The 20433-nt window shown below is 69.3% G+C and carries 18 protein-coding genes and 2 tRNA genes; 10 read left to right on the top strand and 10 right to left on the bottom strand.

Annotation, left to right across the window (positions count from 1 at the left end; genetic code table 11):
- The first annotated feature begins 12 nt into the window (after positions 1–12).
- From ABZX67_RS12545 to ABZX67_RS12565, 5 genes are all read left to right on the top strand, one after another.
- On the top strand, positions 13–4341 hold the full coding sequence (locus ABZX67_RS12545; protein ID WP_355358031.1) for a DUF6531 domain-containing protein: 4329 nt from the start codon (positions 13–15) through the stop codon (positions 4339–4341).
- Positions 4342–4378: 37 nt separating this feature from the next.
- Positions 4379–4855: a hypothetical protein gene (locus ABZX67_RS12550; RefSeq protein ID WP_355358034.1), complete on the top strand. Its 477-nt coding sequence runs from the start codon at positions 4379–4381 to the stop codon at positions 4853–4855.
- A gap of 323 nt (positions 4856–5178) precedes the next feature.
- Positions 5179–6147, top strand: a complete 969-nt coding sequence (locus ABZX67_RS12555) for a hypothetical protein (RefSeq protein ID WP_355358037.1) — start codon at positions 5179–5181, stop codon at positions 6145–6147.
- Between the two features lie 258 nt (positions 6148–6405).
- Positions 6406–6903, top strand: coding sequence for a hypothetical protein (locus ABZX67_RS12560; protein ID WP_355358040.1), 498 nt, complete (start codon positions 6406–6408; stop codon positions 6901–6903).
- Positions 6904–7290: 387 nt separating this feature from the next.
- On the top strand, positions 7291–7896 hold the full coding sequence (locus tag ABZX67_RS12565; protein WP_355358043.1) for a hypothetical protein: 606 nt from the start codon (positions 7291–7293) through the stop codon (positions 7894–7896).
- Positions 7897–7954: 58 nt separating this feature from the next.
- Here the strand turns inward: ABZX67_RS12565 and ABZX67_RS12570 are convergent, their stop codons facing one another.
- A complete protein-coding gene (locus ABZX67_RS12570; RefSeq protein ID WP_355358046.1) occupies positions 7955–8647 on the bottom strand; it encodes a hypothetical protein in 693 nt (230 codons plus the stop codon).
- Positions 8648–8765: 118 nt separating this feature from the next.
- On the opposite strand from ABZX67_RS12570, the gene ABZX67_RS12575 reads away from it, so the two are divergent.
- From ABZX67_RS12575 to ABZX67_RS12585, 3 genes are all read left to right on the top strand, one after another.
- The gene (locus tag ABZX67_RS12575) at positions 8766–9782 is read left to right on the top strand and encodes an ATP-dependent DNA ligase (protein ID WP_355358049.1); all 1017 of its coding nucleotides are present in this window, start codon (positions 8766–8768) and stop codon (positions 9780–9782) included.
- Positions 9783–9987: 205 nt separating this feature from the next.
- Positions 9988–10137 (top strand): hypothetical protein, encoded by a 150-nt coding sequence (locus ABZX67_RS12580; RefSeq protein WP_355358052.1) that lies wholly within the window; start codon positions 9988–9990, stop codon positions 10135–10137.
- A gap of 357 nt (positions 10138–10494) precedes the next feature.
- Positions 10495–10962 carry a chaplin family protein gene (locus tag ABZX67_RS12585; RefSeq protein ID WP_355358055.1) on the top strand — a complete coding sequence of 156 codons (468 nt, stop codon included), beginning with the start codon at positions 10495–10497 and terminating at the stop codon, positions 10960–10962.
- Positions 10963–11031: 69 nt separating this feature from the next.
- Here ABZX67_RS12585 and ABZX67_RS12590 read toward each other — a convergent pair whose 3' ends face one another.
- From ABZX67_RS12590 to ABZX67_RS12625, 8 genes are all read right to left on the bottom strand, one after another.
- Positions 11032–11895: an IS5 family transposase gene (locus ABZX67_RS12590; RefSeq protein WP_355358058.1), complete on the bottom strand. Its 864-nt coding sequence runs from the start codon at positions 11893–11895 to the stop codon at positions 11032–11034.
- A 27-nt stretch (positions 11896–11922) separates the two neighbouring features.
- Positions 11923–12336 carry a hypothetical protein gene (locus tag ABZX67_RS12595; RefSeq protein WP_355358061.1) on the bottom strand — a complete coding sequence of 138 codons (414 nt, stop codon included), beginning with the start codon at positions 12334–12336 and terminating at the stop codon, positions 11923–11925.
- A 3-nt stretch (positions 12337–12339) separates the two neighbouring features.
- The gene (locus ABZX67_RS12600) at positions 12340–13341 is read right to left on the bottom strand and encodes a DUF6192 family protein (RefSeq protein WP_355358136.1); all 1002 of its coding nucleotides are present in this window, start codon (positions 13339–13341) and stop codon (positions 12340–12342) included.
- A 717-nt stretch (positions 13342–14058) separates the two neighbouring features.
- Positions 14059–14820: an enoyl-ACP reductase FabI gene (gene fabI, locus ABZX67_RS12605; RefSeq protein WP_355358064.1), complete on the bottom strand. Its 762-nt coding sequence runs from the start codon at positions 14818–14820 to the stop codon at positions 14059–14061.
- A gap of 37 nt (positions 14821–14857) precedes the next feature.
- On the bottom strand, positions 14858–16339 hold the full coding sequence (locus tag ABZX67_RS12610) for an MFS transporter (protein WP_355358067.1): 1482 nt from the start codon (positions 16337–16339) through the stop codon (positions 14858–14860).
- A gap of 222 nt (positions 16340–16561) precedes the next feature.
- Entirely contained in the window at positions 16562–17677 is a 1116-nt protein-coding gene (locus tag ABZX67_RS12615) for an acyl-CoA desaturase (RefSeq protein WP_355358070.1), read from the bottom strand.
- Between the two features lie 229 nt (positions 17678–17906).
- Positions 17907–18068 (bottom strand): hypothetical protein, encoded by a 162-nt coding sequence (locus tag ABZX67_RS12620; RefSeq protein WP_355358073.1) that lies wholly within the window; start codon positions 18066–18068, stop codon positions 17907–17909.
- Positions 18069–18118: 50 nt separating this feature from the next.
- Positions 18119–19105: a DUF2156 domain-containing protein gene (locus ABZX67_RS12625; RefSeq protein ID WP_355358139.1), complete on the bottom strand. Its 987-nt coding sequence runs from the start codon at positions 19103–19105 to the stop codon at positions 18119–18121.
- Between the two features lie 184 nt (positions 19106–19289).
- On the opposite strand from ABZX67_RS12625, the gene ABZX67_RS12630 reads away from it, so the two are divergent.
- Positions 19290–19383: transfer RNA gene (locus tag ABZX67_RS12630), tRNA-OTHER, on the top strand.
- A 40-nt stretch (positions 19384–19423) separates the two neighbouring features.
- Positions 19424–19517, top strand: a tRNA-OTHER gene (locus tag ABZX67_RS12635).
- Between the two features lie 130 nt (positions 19518–19647).
- Here the strand turns inward: ABZX67_RS12635 and ABZX67_RS12640 are convergent.
- Positions 19648–20280, bottom strand: a complete 633-nt coding sequence (locus ABZX67_RS12640) for a TetR/AcrR family transcriptional regulator (protein ID WP_355358076.1) — start codon at positions 20278–20280, stop codon at positions 19648–19650.
- Between the last annotated feature and the right edge of the window lie 153 nt (positions 20281–20433).

Consider the following 20433-nt stretch of genomic DNA (forward strand, 5'->3'; position numbering starts at 1 on the left):
TGCAGGGCAAGCATGGGTTTGTCGACGCTGATAGGCGGCACGAAGATCGCTGTCACGCGAGCGGCGTTCAAGGCGATCCTCAAAGAGATGGCGGATGCCGCTGTTGCGGAGATCGTTGCGGTGCTCACCCAGCCCGCGGTCGCCGCGATCGAGAACGTCGTGACGGACCTGGCGATCCAGACCGCGCTGAACGTCACCGGCGTCCAGGACGGCTACAACACCGGCCAGACCGTCCAGGCCGGCAAGGACGGCCTGCGGATAAATTCCGCCGGTGGCCCCGGGGGCGGCGCGGGCGGTGGTCCGGTGATCGACCACGACGCCCACGGCAAGGCCGGGGGCAACCTCACCGACGTACAGATCGCCATGCAGGGCAAGACGCGCGGCAAGCTCGGCAAGGCCAAGTCCCACCACGGCCGCGCCAAGGGCAAGGACTCCCTCACCGCCGTCCTGGACACCACGATCGAAGGCGTCACCGAGAAGCTCGGCAAAGCCCTCGACGACCTCGGCGAGCACATCGGCAAGAAGCTGCCCGACGCCATCAGGGGCGGCTCCAAGACCCACCGGGACACCGATCAGGGCGTCCATGACGACGCCAAGCGCGTTAAGTCACCGGCGGGCAAGGACGACGGCGGGCTGGACGGGCAGCGGGGGAAGTCGGGGCCGGCGGGGCGAACCGCGAACGGCAAGCGGCCGAAGTCACTCAAGACCGTGCTGGACGACGTACGCGCGAAGGCCGTTGCCCTCCTGCGCCGCCGCTGCAAGTCCGACCCGGTCGACGTCGCCAGCGGCGAGATGGTCCTCTCCCAGACCGACCTCGCCCTGCCCGGCGTTCTCCCTCTGGTGCTGAGCCGCACCCATATATCCAGCTACCGCTACGGCCACTGCTTCGGCACCAGCTGGGCCTCCACGCTCGACGAACGCCTGGAACTGACCGCCGACGGGGCCGTCTGGGCGCGCGAGGACGGCTCGCTGCTGGTGTACCCGCGCCTGCCGGGTGAGAGCGGTGAGGAGGTCTGGCCGGTGGAAGGTGACCGGCTCCCGCTCACCTATGTCGACCGGAGCGCGCTGGGTACCGTCACGTGCGCCGTGACCGACGGGCGCTCCGGCTTCATCCGGCGTTTCACCGGCAACCCGTACGCGGGGGGTCTGTACTGGCTGCGCGAGATCGAAGACCGCAACGGCAACGCCGTACAGATTGACCGCACTGGTGCGGGCCTGCCCGTCAGGGTCGTTCACGAGGGCGGATACCGCGTGCACGTGGCCCACGACGACGAGCTGGGCCGGGTCACCGCTCTCGCGCTGCACACCTCCGAGGGGCCGGTCGACGTCACCTCCTTCGGGTACGACGGGGACGGCAACCTGGAGGCGGTCACCAACTCGTCCGGCGCGCCACTGCGGTTCACCTACGACGGCGAGGGCCGGATCACCTCCTGGACCGATCGCAACGGCCACATCTACCAGTACGTCTACGACACGGCCGGGCGCGTGGTGCAGACCGTCGGGCCGGACGGCGCGCTGTCCTCCCGTTTCTCGTACGACACGGACAACCGCGTCACCACGTTCACCGACTCCACGGGAGCGGTCACCGTCACCCGGCTCAACCCGCTCGGCCAGGTCATCGCCGAGACTGACGCCCTCGGGCACACCGTCCTCTTCGAGTGGGACCGCTGGGACAACCTGCTCGCGCGCACGGACCAGCTGGGTAACACGGCTCGGTTCACGTACGACGAGCACGGCAACCTGACCACGGTCCACTACCCGGACGGGCGGCAGGCGTCGGCCTCGTACAACGCGCTGCATCTGCCGGAGACCATGACGGGCCCGGACGGAACCGTGTGGCAGCACACCTACGACGAGCGCGGCAACCGAACGGGGACCACCGCGCCCGACGGGAAGGCGACCACCTTCACACACGACGCCACAGGCGCGGTCGCCACGGCCACGTACCCCACGGGCGACACGGAGCGGCGCACCAACGACGCGGCGGGCCTGGTGATGTCGGTCACCGACCCGGAGGGCGCTACGTACACGGTCAAGCGGGACGCGTTCGGCCGTCCCGTCGAGAGCATCGACCCCGCCGGATCGGTCACGCGGCTGCAATGGACTCCGGAAGGGTGGCTGACGCACCGGGTGGCGCCGGACGGCGCGACCGAGTCGTGGACCTGGGACGACGAGGGAAACTGCCTGTCGTACACGAGTCCCACGGGTGGTGTCGTCCGGTTCGAGTACACGTGGTTCGACCTGCTCGCCGCCCGCACGGGCGCGGACGGGGAGCGTTACGAGTTCAGCTACGACACCGAGTTGCGGCTCACCGGTGTCCGCAACCCCTACGGCAGGACGTGGAGCTACGCCTACGGGCCCACCGGTCTGCCCACATCCGAGACGGACTTCGACGGCCGCACCACCACGTACGAGCACGACGCCGCCGGACGCCTCGTCACCCGCACGAGTCCGCTGGGCCGGCGCGTCACGATGTTGTACGACGCCCTTGGCAACGTGGTGGCGAAGGACGTTGCCGGAGTCGTCACCCGCTACGCATACGACGTCGCGGACCGGCTGGTCCGTGCCGAGTCGCCGACGTCCACTCTCGCCGTGGAGCGCGACGCCACGGGGCGTCTCCTGACGGAGACCGTCGATGGACGCACGATGCGCTTCACCTACGACGCGCACGGCGAGCTGGTCTCGCGCACGACCCCGACCGGAGCGGTCACCTCGTACGCCTACGACACCGGCGGTAACCGGGTGCGGGTTGAAGCCTCCGGCCACGCGCTGGAGTACACGCGTGATGAGATGGGCCGCGAGCTGCGGCGCACCTTCGGGCCCGCTGAGGCTCCGGTGGCTCTCACCTCGAGCTGGGACGCGATTGGCCGGCTGACGGCGCAGACCGTGTCCAGGGCACACCGCACTCTCCGCTCACGGGAGTACACCTATCGTGCCGACGGCTTCCTCACCGCGACGACCGACCACCTCACCGGGCTGACCACGCGGTTCGAGCTCGACCCGCTGGGGCGTCCGCTCGGCGTCACCGGAGGCGACTGGTCGGAGAGCTACACCTACGACGCCATCGGCAACCAGTCCAGCGCCCACTGGCCCGAGCAGGCGCGGCGCACCGAGAGCCGCGGCGAACGGGCGTACGACGGCACGCGTCTGCTCGGCGCGGGAGGGGTGCGTTACGAGTACGACGCCGCGGGGCGGGTCGTGTTGCGACAGAAGCGGCGCCTGTCCCGTAAGCCGGACACCTGGCACTACACGTGGGACGTCGAGGACCGCCTGGAGTCCTGTACCACTCCTGACGGCACGGTGTGGCGCTACTCCTACGACCCCCTCGGCCGCCGCACCGCCAAACACCGCATGGCGCCCGACGGGGTCAGGGTGGCGGACACCGTCCTCTTCACCTGGGAGGACACGCGGCTGGCGGAGCAGACCGACACGTCGACCGGTGTGACGCTGACATGGGACCACGAGGGCTACCAGCCGGTCTCCCAGGTCGAGCGGCGACTGGCGTCCGACTCCCTCCAAGGGGACGCCCAGAGCGACGTGGACAGCCGCTTCTTCGCCATCGTCACCGACCTCATCGGCACTCCCACCGAACTCGTTGACGAGCAGGGCACAATCGCCTGGCACAAGCGCTCCACCGTCTGGGGCCTCACGGCCTGGAACCGCAGTGCCGACGCCTACACCCCGCTCCGCTTCCCCGGTCAGTACGACGACCCCGAGACCGGGTTCCACTACAACCTCCACCGCCACTACGACCCGGAGACGGCGCGCTACGTGTCGCCGGACCCTCTGGGCCTCGAACCGGCGCCCAATCCGGTCGCGTACGTCACCAACCCCCATACGCGGATGGATCCCGAAGGGCTGATTGCCAAGGGGTGTACGGAAAGGGGCGGATGGTACGGAGGACTGCTCCCGGCAAACCTCAAGGACAAAAAAGGGAAGCGGATCACTACCATCGATATGGAGGTTAATCACATCCCGTCCAAGGCCGCCTGGAAGGACATCACCGATCCTGGCTTCTACCGGGCGGGCAAGCCGCACGACAGGCAGAAGGTCAACTACGGCCCGTCTATTCGTATGGAATACGATGACCACCGCGATGTGTACAGCACGGGCAGTTATGACGAGGCGAAGGCATGGCAGATGTGGCAGCGGGAACTGGTGAGCCAAGGCCGTATCACCGAAGCCATGAAGATGGACATCGACGACATCAAGCGTAGATTTCCGGGGAAGTACGATGACCACATCGAGGAAATGGTGAAGAGCCTGAAGGACAACAAGCGACTTCAGGACATGCTGACTGCACGCGGCTGGACCATCGACGAGGCCGCGCTACTAAAGTGAACCTTCGGTGAGTGAACAAGGAGTGAGTGGAGCAAGCATGGACGTTGAGATTCAGCCGCATGTCGGCGTGGGTCCGTTCCGGTTCGGTATGCCCTTCGACGAGGCGATGGAGATTGCTAAAAGGCTGGGCCGGATCAGCGCTCGGCCCGGACGCGAGCGACCGCCGGGGGTGTTCGTCGTCAACCTCGACGACTCCGCCTTTCAATTCGTCCTGTCATTCCCCGAGGACGGAACGCTGATCGGGGTGGAACTGTGGCGTTTCCGTAAGGAAGACGCCGATATCCGGGTCGCTTTCGACGGATTGGATGTCTTCCGAATCCCGAAAGAACAACTGATTGAACAGCTGGAAGAAAGCGGGCACTCCCTATCCTGCGATGATGATTTCGGCACCTACGCTTTTCCCGAGCTCAAGATGTCCTTCGCCAACAACAGCTCCTACGAATACCCCGCCGACGAAGAGGGTTACCCGCTGTACTTCGACTACCTCCTGGTAACTACGAGGCCTGTTTCATGACGTGGCGGTCGGCGGCGGCAGCGCAACGCAGCCTCCATTGCGTCCCTTGAACCCGCACGTCGGCTCTCGCCGAGCACACGGAGCCCCGTTGTCGACGGTCTGAACGGTCCCGGGGACCGTGTGCCGTCAGCCGGCAGGACGGCACCTCCATGGGCGTCGCAGCCCGTTACGGCCGGGGTCAGGCACACACCAAGCGCCTGCTGGGAGAGGTCGGCGTTCACGTGCGGCGGGGCTGTCGCCCGCCGCCCCGCTCTAGGCCCTGTCCGGCGGATCATGGCGGCCCCTCCAACCTTGATCCGCCGGACAGGCCCTAGCCTGCTTGGATGACCGCACCGACCGTCACCGTCGCCGAACTTCTGAACCAGTTCCCCTCTTTGGCGTCGTACGTACGCCCCGGGACCCTCCTCAGGCCCTCTACCGGGAGCCCCGGCCCGTACGAGAGCTCGGTGGGCGGGGCGCCGCTGTGGCCCGCCGACGAGCCGTGGCCGTGCTGCCAGCAACCCCACCTGGTGTACGTGCGGGAGAAGCTGACCGACGCCGAGCGGGAGGTGTGGCAGAGCATCCAGCGGAACCGCAGGCAGCGGCACCGGCCGGGGGAGGCGCACGTGCTGACCGCCGAAGAGGTCGAGGCCCGGTCGCGGATCATGGACGGCGGATCGCTGGACCTGGTCGCCTGGGAACGGGTCCGGCTCGTGCCGCAGCCTGTGACCGGCGACGGATTGCCGATGGTTCCGGTGCTTCAGCTCTACGCCCGGGACGCGCCGGCACTGCACTGGCCGTCCGGGACCGATCTGCTGCAGCTCCTGTGGTGCCCGCAGGATCACGCCGAACCGGAGGGACAGCCCCGGTACTGGGGTCCGGTGGTGGAGCTGCGGTACCGGAACTCGGCGGAGATCGGCGCCCTGGCCCAGGCGCCGTCCATACCCGATGGCGCCAAGGACGTGTACCTCCCAGCGCCGTGCCGGCTCGACACCGTGGAGATGCTCGACCTGCCCGATCAAGACGAGCTGCCGGCGGAGCTGTACGAACACGTCGAGGAACGAGCCGGGGAGCAAGGGACCGACTACCACCGGGTGCTCGGCTGCCTGCCCGGCTGGAAGGCCGGCGGGTGGCCCAGCTGGCACCTCACCGACTTCACGCCCCTCGACTGCTCGTGCACGGCCCGGATGCGGCTGCTGCTCACCGTGGACAGCGGCGGCGACCCGGGGCTCAGCGTGGGACGGCACGGAGAACTCCGGGTGTTCTACTGTCCGGAAGACCAGGACCATCCGGTGCGTCTGAACCTCCAGTGAGGGAACGACAGAGGTAGTACGGCCGCTGGTCATCTTGTCCGCTGGCACGGGATCGTTGCGGCGCAACGAGAACGAGCGGACGATCAGCCGGCCATGCCGCAACTCCTTGTGCTGTGCCGCCACGACTATCGGCCGCACCGTGCCGCTGCGGCAGGTGCCGCCCGCTTACTCGCCCGGCAATCCGTCCTGACACGCCATTTGCAGCTGCCCGGGATCCGGCTGGCCCGGTGTCGACGCCGCATGAAATGCTGCGGATCCATGGACCTCGATCTGGACCCGCCCCGCAGCGCTGGCCCCGTACGGCTGGGCATGACGCTGGATGAGGCCGTCGAGGCGGTCACTCCCTGGGGGACACCGAAGATCGAGTACGACGAGGACGATCCGTCGGCGACGATCTACACGGCGTGCGACGAGATCCGGGTCAATGTGCTGCTGGAAGATGGGGGGCAGTCCGTCACTGCGGTTGAGCTCTGGTGGCCGGGTGAAGGCCGCCACACCGATGTCCGCGTGCTCCTCGACGGCGACAACGTCTTCTCGGCGCCGGCCGAGGACCTTTTCCGCAGGGCGGAGGAACGTGGATGGACGGTCGACCGGACCGAGCCCGAGTACCCGTTCATCCCCGGCATTTCCCTGGGCTTCACCCGTCAGACCTCCCAGGAAGTTGCCCGGACGCGAGGCGGCCTACCCCTACACGTCACCTCGGTGCTGGTCGGCGGCGAGCACTACTACGACGAACGTCTCGCCAGCCAGGTCTAAGCACCGCCGCTCGCCCGCATCACGCCACATCGGCGTGATGCGGCAGGTCGCCCACTGTTTCTGGAGTCATCCATCGGTGCGGACGGTGTCCTCATCCGCAGCCGTGACGACCAGGACCACGAGCTCGGGCTTGGCGACGTGCTGCTCATCGACCTTCCTGCCGCGGCTGACGGCTCCGTCCGGTCGGCGGTTCCCCGGCCGTGCGCCAAGCCCGCTTACGAGGGAGCCCCCACTGCCGACAGGTCCGGCGCGGCAGCGGGGCCCAGCCACAGGGTCACCTGATAGGTGATTACGCCCCTAAGGCCGCCGAGTCTGCGGCATCGTCGTCTCCGGCGCCCCGTGACCGGGTGCGCGCGGGAAGACTGGCGAAGCGGCTGGAGGAGCGGCATGGGTGAGCGGGAGACGTGGACGACCGACGAGTTCGGCGCCTCGCACGAGGGCGCGGTCGGTGTCCTTCTGGCCGACGGCACCGTCCCAGCCCCTGTCCTCTTCGATACGGGCTCTGGCGGGGGCGGGCAGTCGGTCGCCCAGTGGAGCGTCTACGACGGCCGGATCACGCGCGGGCCGCGCGCGGCCGCGCTGCGCGCGGTGTGCTCGTGCGGCTGGACCGGCACGGAGCACACCCTGGACTGGGACGCGATCGGCGAGCAGGAGCTGGCGGAGGCAGGAGCGGGCATGGCAGACGCGTGCCTGATGGACTGGGACGCGCACACCACCGAAGTGGAGGCCTCGGCTGTGGCCCTGCCCGAGGCGGTCACCTCGTTGCTGACCCAGCTGGAGGAGGAGATCGAGAAGCTGACGAAGACCTCCCCCCTGGCGGCCCTGCGGGCAGCCCGCCGGCTGGAGGTGACCGCCGTACGGCTGGGGTACTGGCCGGCCCGTGATGCCATTTCGGAGACGACACCCGACCAGCCCGCTGCCGCCCTCGGGCTGAACGAGAACTCGGCACGGGCGCTGCTGGCCCGCTTCGGCCGCTTCAGCCCGTACCTCTGAACACCTGCTCGTAGGCCAGGCACCCACCAGCGCGAAGCAGGGGGAGGGAGAGCGCTGACTACGAGGCGGCGATGCCCTTGAAGCCGGACCCGAGCCCACGTCGCTTGCCGCGTGACGCGCCACCGGGCCGGGAGGTGAGGGCCGCGACCACCGCCTGGGCGGTCTGCGGGGTAAGGCCGGCGCTGACCTGACCGGAGGCCAGGACCCGCGCGTACGCGCCCGTGCCGTGGGCGCGGAGTGCGTCGGCGAGCGCGGCGGCCGCGGTCTCCGCCGGTCCCGCACCCCACCCGTCATCGGCCTGCTGCGACTGACGGGGGAGTGCGTCACCTCGGCTGAGCAGTACGGCCAGGGCCTGCGCCTCGGGGGCGTCCAGCGTCACGGTGACCAGCGCGGCCCCGAGCTGGTGGACACGGTGCCGGGTCAGACCGTGAGCGGCGAGTGCCTGGCGCAGCGCCGCACTCGTTCCGGCCGCCGCTCTGCCGCCGGCCTCGCTCGAGCTGGTTCCGGCCCCGGCCTGTTCGGCGCGCTCGACGACGGCGGCTGCGGCGATCGGCACGACGGAGAGGATCTCCGCGCACTCGGGATCGAGCTGGGCGAGCGCACCGGCCAGGACCTCGAGGGCGGCGGCCGCATCCTCCACCGCGCCCGCGCTCCACCGTGAAGGATCGGCGGCGTCGGCCAGCGTGCACGCCGCGACGACGGCCTCCTCCGCCAGCGCCTCCAGCTTGCCCGGCTCACCAGTCAGCTTCATGTCCTGCCCAACGAGATGTGACCGCGCCTGGTCGTGCGCGTTGATCACATGATGACGCCCGCGACACCGCTGGCCGCCTCCGGTCGCGGGGGCACCGGGCTGCCCGTAGACCGGACGTATGGTCCTTCGGTCGCCGGTGGAGCCGATGCTGGCGCAGGCCCGCGACACGGTGCCCGCGCCGGGCGCGCTGCCTGGCGAGCTGCGATTTCAGCCCAAGTTCGACGGCTACCGGGCGCTCGTCTTCACCCCGTGGCCGGCGCCCGGCCCGATGCTGGTGCAGTCCCGCCGCGGCAGCCTCCTGCAAAGCCGCTTCCCGGATCTCGTGGCCGCGGCCGCCCACCTGCCCGACGGCCTGGTCCTCGATGGCGAGCTGGTCGTGTGGGCCGAGGGGAAGATGTCGTTCGAGGCGCTCCAGCGGCGAGCGGTCTCCGGCGGCCGCACCGCCGCCCGCCTCGCGGCAGAGGCACCCGCGCATTTCATCGCCTTCGACGTCCTCCAGCTCGACGGCCAGGAGCTGCTGCGCGTCCCGTACGGCGAGCGGCGCGCGCAGCTGGAGCAGCTGTTCACTAATCGCGGCCTGAACGCCCCGTGGACGCTCTGCCCGGAGACGACCGACCCGGCGACGGCGCAGGAGTGGCTGACGTCCTGGACGCAGGTGCCCGGCGTCGAAGGGCTGGTGATCAAGGGGAGCGGTCAGCGGTATCTGCCGGGGGCCCGCGCGCTCTACAAGGTGCGCCGCCGGGATACCACCGAGGCGGTGGTCGGCGCGATCACCGGCACCGTACGGCGGCCGCAGACGCTCGTGCTGGGCCGCCTCGACGCGGCCGGGGCGCTCCGGCCGGTCGGCCGCAGTACGCCGCTGCGGCCGGACGCGGCACGCGACCTGGCCGACCGGCTGGAGCCGGCAGGGCCCGGACATCCATGGGAAGGCGCGCGGTTCACGACCTCCTGGGGGTCGCGCACCCCGCTCGACGTCGTGCTGGTCGAACCGGCGTTGGTGGCCGAGATCATGGTGGATACGGCGCTGGAGCGCGGGGCGTGGCGGCACCCGGTGCGCTTCGCCCGGCTCCGGCTGGACGTCGCGGTCGCGGATGTCCCGCCCTTCGGCGCGGGCGCCGAGCCTGCCAGCGGATGACCGCCGTGTCCGATGCGGTGCCACGGCGTCACGTAGCGCGTGCGGCTCTCGCGGGAATTGTCGCCGTACGCCAGCTCATGGCCGAAGGGCTGCTGACCGGACCGCGCGGGCAGTACGTCAACGCGTTCAGCCCCAGCAGCAGCGCCGACGCGTCAAGCAGCGGCGCGAGCGCGCCAGCGACCTGCGCCGCGAGGCCCTGGAGCTGATGAGGACGGCGCGGGAAATCGAGCAGGAGCTGCCCACCGGCGGCGACGCCCAGGAAGGCCGCGACGCCTGGCAGGGCAAGGGCTGCTGCGCGGCCCCGGCCGCAGCGGTGCCGCCTGCCGGTTCCGAGCAGAGCGACACCTGCGGCTGAACCGCACCCACCGAACACAGCGGGCCCCGGCGAGCACACCGTCGGGGCCCTTGCTGTCCATGGGCACGGGCGCGAACCGACATCGGAGCTCGGAGACCGGGGCCCTAAGAGCGTGTTTTTGAACTCGAAGGCTCGATGGCTGCCGTCGACTTGCGAGTCAAGGCGCGCAGGGGCGTCGCCACGGGACGGCTCATCAGCATCGGCCCGTGTCGGCGTGTCCAGGAGGTCAGTCGGTCGTTCAAGTCAGGAAAGCCCACTTGCAGCTCTGAGGGAGACTCGATGCGCCGAGCCTTTAGAGGCTTTCCCGGACTGTTGGGGCAAGTCATCCATGCGTCGCGAGGGTGACCAGGCTGAAGCGTGATCGTTGACCGTGTCGTGACCACATTCCGCCGCATCATCACGCCGCTGAGCATCACCGTTGCTGCCTTTGGATTCGGCCTGGCCACTGCGGCGCCAGCTTCCGCCGGAGGGGTCGGCGATTTCCTCTCTCCGGCGTTCGGCACAAGCTGCGCCAATCAGCACACCGGCGCCCGGGCGAATGGCACCACTACCCACGGCACGGGTGCCGCTGACGGCAACCTGGCCGGTCTCCCGGTCGGAAGCCCTTTGAATCAGTGTGGCGGCGCCGACCTGCCGCCACTGCGGCCTGATGCAGGCGGGCGATATGGAGACAACGCTGTAGGCGCTCTCGTTCCCGGCGGAGAGTCGATCCTCAAGCCGATGCTGGGGCCGTTCATTGCAGGCAAACCCGAGGCTCTTGGCGGGTTTGCCCAGAACTCGAAGGCCCTCGTCGCCACCGTCAGCAGCAGCTACGAAGGAATCTGAGTGCCTGTTTGCGCAAGCTCACGCCGAGGCGGGTGAGGACCGGTCCTCCGGACGATGACGCAATTGGGGTCAGCGGCTGGGCTTCGGTTTCCGTGTCCAGGCCGGGGCCGGCCGCTTGCGGGTCAGGCGCTTGGTCATGATGGTGATCAGGGCCCAGTTCAGGTGGGCCTCGGAGTGCTGGGGCAGGCGTTCGTAGTCGCGGACGTTGCGGCGGGCGTTCATCAGCCAGCCGATCGTGCGCTCGACCTTCCAGCGGCGAGGGACGACGACGAAGCCCTTCGCGCCCTTGGGACGCGAGAGGGTCCGCAGGGTGAGCCAGAGGCGGTCATCTGCCCAGGTCACGAGCTGTCCGGCATAGGCGGAGTCGGCCCAGACCTGGGTGATCTGTGGCTGGGTGAGGCGCAGACGCCAGAGCAGTTCGCGGGCCGCGTCCCGGTCGGTCATGTCGGCGGGCGTCACCGTGATCATTACGGGGAGTCCGATCGTGTCGACCGCGATGTGTCTCTTGCGGCCGTTGATCTTTTTCCCGGCGTCGTAGCCGCGGGTCTTCTTGCTGACGGTCGCGGCGGCCTTCACGCTCTGGGAGTCGATGATCAGCGTCACCGGGTGCGGGCAGCGGCCCAGGTTGGTGCGGATGCGGCGCCTGAGCTGTTCGCGGATCCAGGCCACCACCCCGGCCCGGTTCCACCGCCAGAAGAGCCCGTAAACGGTCTCCCAGGACGGGAAATCCGCAGGCAGAGCCCTCCATTTGCCGCCGTTGTCGACGATGTATCGGATCGCGTCCACGATGTCGCGCCGGTGCCATTTCTCCGGGTGTCCGCCGGTCTTGGTCTGACAGGCCGGGATAGGTAGCAGCGGCTCGATCAAGGCCCACTCGGCGACGGTGGTGTCGGAGGGATAGCGGCTGCGGCGACAGCGGGGAACGTTGGGCATTGAGGGCTCGGCAGGGGTGGTCGGGTCCTATTTGGTGAGCTGGGCCAGGGTCGCGCGGACGCCCGTGATCTGGGCGGATGCCAGCTGGGCCCATTCGTCGTCGGGGTGGCGGGCCAGGTGCGGACCCAGCGTGCCGGTGATCATCCGGGTGAGCCGGCCGAGGATCTGCCGGAACTGCTTCTTCTCGTACTCGATCCAGTCCGCCGGTTCGTCGGAGAACAGGTAGCCGTCCCGCCGACGCCAGATGATCGGGGTGAGGTGCTCGGCCGCCCCGACATCCCGAAGGTGCCGGATACCTCGTTCGACCTGCGACTTCGTCAGGCTGGTGGCGGTGATGAGCTGGCGGGTGTTCAGACCGGCGGGGCGGGCTTCCATCAGGGCGACGCGGACCAGGTCGCCGTAGTGCTCATCCAGCGGCCGGGCCTCCCGACGGCGGGGCATGGCCTACTCGCCCTTGAGGAGCTGGGCCAGCTGCTCGTCCAGGGTGAACTCGCCGTTGTCGATCGCCGCTTCGAGCCAGTCGGCCGCGGCCCGGACCTTGGAGACGCCGCGGCGGACGGTCTCGCGCTCGTCCTCGGTGAACTCCTGGCCCCGCATCCGCGGCACCAGCCGGCCGAGGGTGGCGACGAACTGGTGGCAGGAACCGACCAGGTCGAGGTATTCGATGGTGTGGTCGATCTTGCGAACGGCCTGGGTGCGTTCGCGGATCGTCTCGCGGGCCTGGGCGGAGTTGTCGAACTGGGCCCGGTTGACCAGGAAGCGGGCGGTGTCGTCGCGCATCGTCTCCCTCGCGACCGTGGGCCGCTTGAGCAGGTCGGTGGTGACCTGCTTGGCGACGTCGTCGTCCCGGGTGAGCTCGCGCACGACGCGGACCCGGTCGTCGGGGCCGATCTGGGCGGCGGCGGCCGGCCGCGACAGCAGGTCGACGGTCACCCGGGAGGCGACTTCCTCATCGCGGGTCAGGTCGGTGACGGCCTGGACCTTCTCCTCGACCGTCACCGGCCGATCCACCCGCTGCCCGACCAGCCGTTTCGCCGCATCCGGCGTCCACTGCCGCTTGCCCGTGCGCGAGTTGAAAGGGGCGTCCTCGATCGCCGCCCACCGCTCGTCCTCGTGCTGGATCGAGGCCAGGATTTTGTGGACGGTGAACGACACGCCGTCCTTCCGCTTGGCCTCCGGCCAGCGCGAGGCGGTCCACCGCCAGTCCTCGACCGTGGAGCGGGCCACCCCGATGTCGTCGGCGAACAGCTGCAAGGACTCCTCGACGGTGAACAGGTCGTCGGTGCCGTTCGGCATCGATCCGCCCACCGGCCGCATCGGCTCGATCTCTAAGGCCTTGTCACCCAGCGCGAACTGGGCTTTCGCCATCTGGCTGATCAGGTCGCGGGCTTCGGCGACGAGCTGTTCGTAACGAGTTCGAGTGACGTTGCCGATCCGGTCTGACACGATGATCACCGCCCTCACCCCCGAGCCGGATCAACCACCCGGTGGCGGCTGAAGGAGGGGGGTTCCGGCCCAGGTCGGCTTCCACCGTGACGCGGACCCGACATGACGGGGCAGAGCGTGAACCAGGGGCGCTCGAAGCACCCGTTGGCCGCCCCCAAGTCCATGCAGAACGGCGGCGACCGGTGGTGTCTCCGTGCCGTTCGCCTACGGCGTTTCCGTATCACCGTTGCGCGACGCCTTCCGCTGACGGCAGGCACGGACCCGGCACCGTGACGAACAGTAGAGCGCCGACCGCGACCGCTCGACCCCCACCGTCCACGAACGGCCGCAAACCGGGCACTCGGCCTGGTCACCACGCTGCATCAGGGCGACCCGCTGCCGGGCCCGCTGAAGCCTCCGCCACCGCCTTGACCTGCATCGACCCGAGCAGAACACCGCTTCCGCCGCCATCGACGACGCAAGCGGATCACCACACTCCCGGCAGTGCCGCCGGCCCACCCCGCCAGACGCCACAACCCAGATCATCCAGCCGTACGCACCACACGGCCAGAGTTCAAAAACACGCTCTAAAAGGGCTCATCGCCCGGACGGAGGCCCCGCGTCGCCGCGCAGCCGGGCGATCCGCGCGGGGAATCCCACGGCGCGGGGCCCCGGTGGAATCCGATCGGCGCCGCCACGCCCGTGGACCTCCCGCCCCACCGAACCCGTCCGGGGACGTCAGGCCCCGACCATGTGCACGCCCCCGTCGACATGGACGATCTGGCCGGTGGTCTTCGGGAAGAAGTCGGAGAGGAGGCCGACGACGCTGCGGCCGACGGGCTCCGGGTCCTTCAGGTCCCAGGGCAGGGGGGACTGCCGCTCCCATGCCTCCGCGAGGTCGCCAAAGCCCGGGATGGACTTGGCGGCCAAGGACAGGATCGGGCCGGCGGCGACGAGGTTGCAGCGGATGTCCCGGTCGCCCAGGTCGCGGGCGAGGTAACGGTTGGTGGACTCCAGCGCAGCCTTGGCGACGCCCATCCAGTCGTAGTGGGGCCAGGCCCGGGTGGCGTCGAAGGTCAGACCGACCACTGAACCGCCGCGGGGCATGAGCGGCAGACAGGCCATGACGAGGTCCTTGTAGGAGAACGCGGACACCCGCACGGCGGTCGCCACGTCGTCCCAGTCCGCGGTGAGGAAGTCGAAGACGCCCCTGGGGCCAAAGGCCACCGAGTGGACGATGCCGTCGAGGCCGGTGACGTGGTCGCCGACCGCGGCGGCCAGGCCGTCCAGCTGCTCCGGTGACGTCACGTCGAGTTCGACGACCGGGGCCGGCTTGGGCAGCCGCTGGGCGGTCCGCTCCACCAGGGAGATCCGTCCGAACCCGGTGAGCACGACGTCGGCGCCCTCCTCCTGCGCGACCTTCGCCGCGTGGAAGGCGATGGAGTGCTCCGTCAGCAGGCCGCTGACGAGGATGCGCTTGCCGTCGAGTATGCCGCTCATGATCCCTGCCAATCCGCCGCCCGGCCGGGCGGCTTCGTCACGGAAGACGGGTGGTGTCCGTACGGTCCCCGTCCGGAGGGGCGCCGGTCGTACGGTCCCCGCCCTTGGGGGCGCCGGTCGAGCGGTCCCCGTCCACGGAGGTGCCGGTCGTGGAGTCCCCGAGCAGCAGGACCGTCGCCGCGAGCAGGGTCATGGCCGCGCCGATGACCAGGAAGAGCATGCCGGGGCCGTGCGCGTCGAGAACCGGCAGCAGGATGAAGGGGAGCGCGGCGGCGCTCAGCTTCGACAAGGAGTACGCCGCTCCCGACGCCGTCGCCCGGAAGGCCGTGGGGTACTGCTCGGCCAGGTACACGTGGGACACGTTGGAGAAGATGTTGCTGCAGAGGGTGTAGGAGAACCCGAACGCGACGACGAGCACGGCGGAGTCCGCGTAGGCGAACCCGGTGCCCGTCGCCACCATGGCTCCGGCGACGACGCCCACCAGCGTCCTGCGCTCGTACCGGTCGATGATGGGGAGCGAGAGCGCGGAGCCGATGGGGTAGCCGAGGAAGGACAGGGCGATGAAGCCGAGCCCGGTCACCACGCCGTAGCCCTTGGCCGCGAGGATCTGCGGCGCCAGCGCGCCGAAGCCGTAGTAGCCGAAGACGGAAAGGACGCTAAAGGTCCACAGCATCGCCGTACGTCGGCGGTACTGCCTACTGAAGACGGTCCGCAGCCGCGGCCGCTGCCCGCGGTCGGCGAGCGCCGAGTCCCGGGGGGCCTGCGCCGGGCCGGGGAGGGGGCGGAGGCCGGCGGGAGCCTTGGACTCCATGCTCGCGACCAGGCGCTCCGCCTCTTCCACCCGCCCGTTGGCGGCGAGCCACCGCGGGGACTCGATCAGCCGGCGGCGCAGGAACCACACCACGACGGAGCCGAGCGAGCCGATGATGAAGAGCCAGCGCCAGCCGTCGATGCCCAGCGGGCTCAGCGGCACCAGCCACATCGCGGCGAAGCCCACCGCGGGGACGCCGCAGAAGGCGATCGTGTACGCCCACGCCGTGTACCGTCCCCGCTTTGACGCCGGCAGCACGTCCGCGAGGTAGCAGTCGGACAGGGTCTGTTCGGCGCCGATGCCGATGCCCGCCAGGAAGCGCGCCACGATGAGCCACACCGCGTTGGGGGAGAAAGCGGCGAGCAGGGAGAAGCCGGAGTATATCGCCAGGTTGACGAGGAAGGCGTGGCGCCGGCCGTACCGGTCCGCGACCCGGCCTAGGGTCAGCGAGCCAATGAACTGGCCGACGAACGCGGAGGCCAGGACGAGCTTCAGGGTCGTACCGTCGAAGGCGAAGTCGTTCTGGAGGACCTTGGAGATCGTGCCGGCGAGGTTGTTCTCGAAGGTGTCGAAGAGCAGACCGATCCCGACCACGGCGGTGAGCTGCCGGTGGGTGGAGGTGATGGGCATCCGGTCCAGCCGGTCGCCGATCGAAGCCGCGGCGGCTCTGTCCGTGCCGCTCCCCTGGGGTACGGCGGTTCTGGGCATCGGGGGCACCGCTCCTCATCTCGCCAGTCGTGGTCTGTAACGGTCTGTAGTGTCCGTCGTGTTCGTGGGTGAGGCGTGACGGCGGGATGTCCGGAAGGCGGACTCCCCGACGTCGGTGTCGCGACGTCGGGAGGCCGGCGACCCGCCCGGTCCGGGCCGTGGCGCCGATCGTTCCGCCGTCGTGCGGCCCGTCGGGAGGCCGATCGTGAAGGGTGAGGCGCCTCAGGCGGCGCGCTGTGCGAGCGTCTGCTCGACCTCGTTGCGGCGGACGGGCGCGCTCACCTCGTGGAGGAAGCCGGCCACCTCCCGGTACGAGGCCCAGAAGCCGACCTCGTGGTACGGGACGCCGCGCTCCGCGCAGTACTCGCGGGTCAGCACCCGGGCGCGGGGCAGGTTCTTCTGCGCCATGGACGGGAACAGGTGGTGCTCGACCTGGTAGTTGAGCCCGCCGTACAGGAAGTCGATGAGCAGCGAGGGGCGGATGTTGCGTGAGGTGAGCACTTGGCGCTCCAGCCAGTCCAGGGTCTCCTCGTCACCGTCGCGGACCTCCATGCCCTTGTGGTTGGGGGCGAAGATCATGCCGAAGTAGAGGCCCTGGGAAAACTGCTGCACGACGATGAAGGCCACGGCGAGCAGCGGGGAGAGCACGGTGAAGGTCAGCGTCAGGTAGATCGCCGCGCGCAGCAGGATCAGCGCGCCTTCGAGCACCGGGCGCTTGGTCTCGCCCTTGGCGATGACCTTGATCGCGGTCTTGCTCATCTTGAGGGCTTCGAGGACGAGCAGGACGAAGAACAGGACGCTCTGGTACCGGACGATGAACTTCTTGACGCCGCTCCGGCTCGGGTACTGCTTGAGGTCGAAGATCGCGGTGCGACGGCCGATGTCGGGGTCCATGTCGAGGTGGTTCGGGTTGCTGTGGTGCCGGTTGTGGTGGTTGACCCACCAGCCGTAGCTCGACCCGTTGATCAGATTGGCATGGATGTAGCCCACCGCGGTGGCGACCCGCTTGTCGCGGAACATCGCCTTGTGGCCGGCGTCGTGGAACATGTACGCGCTCTGTGTCCCGCACAGGCCCATCCACACGGCCACGAGGAGCTGCCACCACGAGTCGCCGAGCAGGAAGAACGCCGTGAAGCCGGCCGCCAGGAGCAGCGCGTTGAGCGCCAGGCGGCCTATGTAGTAGCGCGGGTCGAAGTCGAGCAGACCCTCGGCCTTCACTCGCTTCAGCAGCTCGGAGAAGGTGGCGGAGGCCCCCGCGGGTTGCGAGGGCGGAGACACCCGGCGTGTGTCGAGGGACTCGACCACGCTGTTCTGGGGAGGGACGTGCGGCGATGACATACGGTGCACTCCTTAGGCTGAGGTGCCCGGTGGCGAGGCGGTGGCAGGGCAGCCGTGCCGGTGTCAGGAGGCGTGCGGGGAGAGGCAGGAGCCACGAGGTGATGTCGTTCCCTCGCCCCGCACGTGAGCCTCGGCGCTGCGCTGTGCCTGGTTCCGAGTCGACGTGCTGCCCAGCCTCGCCTACCGGGCTGATGTGATTCTGACGCCGGACTGACCGGGGCGGTGCGGGTCAGACGGTCGCGGCCTCTTCGGCCAGTCGCCCGTCCAGGGTGAGCAGGACGGCGTCGGCCTCGCGGGCCAGCGTCTCGTCGTCGGGGCATCCCATGATCCGCATGAGGTGCTCGACCATCGACTGCCGGAGCTCGTCGGTACTGAGAGTTGCGTAGGACACGATCTTCCCTTCATGGCAGGAACGGCGGAACGGTCTCGTGCAGCGGGGTCTCAGAAGGCTTTGCTCGCCCGGAAAATGTGGGCGAAGCCGGCGAGCGAGGCCTGGTTCTCGAAGGCGACGTACTCGGGGATGAGGACGTCGGTGCCCCACTTCTGCTTGTAGGCCAGCTGGGTCTGCGCGGGGTAGAGCGCCGCGCCCTGGTCCCACAGGAAGTGCATCAGCCACTGGAAGGCCGGGCTGTGGCCCGGGACCTCGTGACTCGCGTCCAGCCCGGTGAAGGGCGTGAAGCCGAAGTGGAGCCACTCCACTCCCTCGCCACGGAACACCTCCAGCGCGTGGGCGTTGATGGCCTCCATCAGTCCGGGCGACCCGTCCGGGATGCGCCGGCTCAGGTCGTGCATCCAGCCGGCGCGGGAACCGTACACGGGGGAGTAGGAGATGTACGCGACCGGGGCGTCGTCGATGGTGCCGACGAAGAGTCGGCGGTGCGCCTGCATCGGGCCGCCGATCTGGCCCACCAGGAACTCCAGGGGGCGGGCGCCCTCGCCCTTCGAGCCGAGCCACGCCCGGTCGATCACGGCCAGGCCGTCCCGCCACTCCGCGGCCTGGACCTCCTGGATCTTCAGGCCGTTGCGGTGGGCTCGCGACACCTTGTTCCGCAGCTGCATGAACCGGGTGCCGCGCAGGGAGAGCTCCGGGACGCGTACGGCCCAGGAGGCCCCGATCTGGTTGACCGTGAAGCCCTGGCGCGCGTAGGCATCGGCGTCCTCGCGCTGGAGCTGTACGGCGACGAGGGTGAGGCCCTCGTCGTGGACGTAGGTGACGAAGCGTTCCAGGAGCGCGTCGTACGACGCGCCGTCGGCGAAGGGGCCGCCGAACTGGACGGCGTACCGGCCCGTCCTCCGGAACGATATGACCCCGTTCATTTCGGGGACGCTGAATGTTTCGTTTCCCTCGTTCACCGCGAGAAATGAACTGGGGTTGTCGGCGGGGTTGTACTTTCGTACGGCCAGGAAGGCCGGACTCTCGGTTTCCATCGCGGACACGTTCGCGCTCCCTGTCGGTGGGACTGAACCAAGGGAATTAGAACATCGAACGGCGGGGCGCCGAAAGGTGTTCCGGAAGGCCGTCGGAAGCGCGTCAGCGATGAGTCAGGCCCGTATCAGCGGGGTCTGTCATTGTTCTTCTCAGGAACGGCCCGGAAGACACCGGGCGGCTTCTGGAGAGGTGCCCGGAGTGGTTTATCGGGGACCGGAGCTTCGGCTTCACGGTCGGGTCCATCGGGCCCGCGCAGGTTCGAATCCTGCCCTCTCCGCTGTTTCACCGAACCGCCTGGCTGGCACCGGGCGGCTTCTGGAGAGGTGCCCGGAGTGGTTTATCGGGGACCGGAGCTTCGGCTCCACGGTCGGGTCCATCGGGCCCGCGCAGGTTCGAATCCTGCCCTCTCCGCAGATAACGCGGACGATCTCCGGGGGGTCTGGCCCCCCGAAGGTGCGGCAGCCCGCTTCGGAAGGCCTTCCCGGCGTCTTCCGAAGCGGGCTTCGTGCATGCTCGGCCCGGGATCGGGCCGGGCGGCGCGTCAGCGGCCGGCCGGGGCCAGGCCCGGATCCCCGAGCGTCCGGTGGGCCATCTCCAGCACGCTGCGGCTGATCGCCTCGGCGTCGATCGGCGATCCGTCGGCGATCAGGTCGTCCAGCAGTCCGTCGGCGGCGTGGTAGATCATGCGGAACGCCCACTCGGGGTTCGTGCTCCGGAACGCGCCGGCCACCGCGCCGCGCCGGACGAAGTCGCAGATCGCGTCCACCACGCGGGCGTTGGACTCCTTGCACAGCTCCAGCGCCTTCGCGTTCGCCGATCCGTAAACCAGCCGGTGCAGTTCCGCGTTCTCGATGGCGTGGTCCAGGAGCCTGAGCAGCAGCTCGTCCATGGTGGGCCACCAGGCCTGTCCCCGCCCCAGGATCTCCTGGGTGGTGTCGTAGAAGGCGCTGACGTACTGCTCCCAGAGGGCGGCCAGGACGTGGTCCTTGGTCTCGAAGTACATGTAGAAGCTGCCCTTGCCCATGCCCGCGGCCGCAGCGATGTCCGCGATGGTCGCGTCGGCGAAGCCGGCCGTCCCGAACACCTCCCGGCTGGCCCTCAGGATGTCGGCCCTGCGTGCCTCGGGGGTCTTCACGACGCGCTTGCGCTTCCTCGGGGTCGCGGTCTGAGCCATCACTGCAGCCCTTCTTGCTCGAGATTTTTCTGTCGAGGCTACATGACCGGCCGCCGGTCACTTGTCGGACCGACCGTCGGTCAGTTAGCTTTTCTGGTGCCCAGGCTCGGCAGGGCCCGCTGCTGCGCGCAGGTTGGGAGCCCTCCATTTCCG

This window comes from Streptomyces sp. NPDC003036 (genome assembly GCF_040611175.1).
Lineage (GTDB): Bacteria > Actinomycetota > Actinomycetes > Streptomycetales > Streptomycetaceae > Streptomyces.

What these genes read in the sequence shown, in the direction of transcription:
- ABZX67_RS12560 (WP_355358040.1), top strand. Translation starts at nt 6,406, where the DNA reads ATGGACCTCGATCTGGACCCGCCCCGCAGCGCTGGCCCCGTACGGCTG.
- ABZX67_RS12550 (WP_355358034.1), top strand. Translation starts at nt 4,379, where the DNA reads ATGGACGTTGAGATTCAGCCGCATGTCGGCGTGGGTCCGTTCCGGTTC.
- ABZX67_RS12575 (WP_355358049.1), top strand. Translation starts at nt 8,766, where the DNA reads ATGGTCCTTCGGTCGCCGGTGGAGCCGATGCTGGCGCAGGCCCGCGAC.
- ABZX67_RS12545 (WP_355358031.1), top strand. Translation starts at nt 13, where the DNA reads ATGGGTTTGTCGACGCTGATAGGCGGCACGAAGATCGCTGTCACGCGA.
- ABZX67_RS12610 (WP_355358067.1), bottom strand. Translation starts at nt 16,339, where the DNA reads ATGCCCAGAACCGCCGTACCCCAGGGGAGCGGCACGGACAGAGCCGCC.
- ABZX67_RS12640 (WP_355358076.1), bottom strand. Translation starts at nt 20,280, where the DNA reads ATGGCTCAGACCGCGACCCCGAGGAAGCGCAAGCGCGTCGTGAAGACC.
- ABZX67_RS12580 (WP_355358052.1), top strand. Translation starts at nt 9,988, where the DNA reads ATGAGGACGGCGCGGGAAATCGAGCAGGAGCTGCCCACCGGCGGCGAC.
- ABZX67_RS12615 (WP_355358070.1), bottom strand. Translation starts at nt 17,677, where the DNA reads ATGTCATCGCCGCACGTCCCTCCCCAGAACAGCGTGGTCGAGTCCCTC.
- ABZX67_RS12565 (WP_355358043.1), top strand. Translation starts at nt 7,291, where the DNA reads ATGGGTGAGCGGGAGACGTGGACGACCGACGAGTTCGGCGCCTCGCAC.
- ABZX67_RS12625 (WP_355358139.1), bottom strand. Translation starts at nt 19,105, where the DNA reads ATGGAAACCGAGAGTCCGGCCTTCCTGGCCGTACGAAAGTACAACCCC.
- ABZX67_RS12570 (WP_355358046.1), bottom strand. Translation starts at nt 8,647, where the DNA reads ATGAAGCTGACTGGTGAGCCGGGCAAGCTGGAGGCGCTGGCGGAGGAG.
- fabI (WP_355358064.1), bottom strand. Translation starts at nt 14,820, where the DNA reads ATGAGCGGCATACTCGACGGCAAGCGCATCCTCGTCAGCGGCCTGCTG.
- ABZX67_RS12555 (WP_355358037.1), top strand. Translation starts at nt 5,179, where the DNA reads ATGACCGCACCGACCGTCACCGTCGCCGAACTTCTGAACCAGTTCCCC.
- ABZX67_RS12595 (WP_355358061.1), bottom strand. Translation starts at nt 12,336, where the DNA reads ATGCCCCGCCGTCGGGAGGCCCGGCCGCTGGATGAGCACTACGGCGAC.
- ABZX67_RS12590 (WP_355358058.1), bottom strand. Translation starts at nt 11,895, where the DNA reads ATGCCCAACGTTCCCCGCTGTCGCCGCAGCCGCTATCCCTCCGACACC.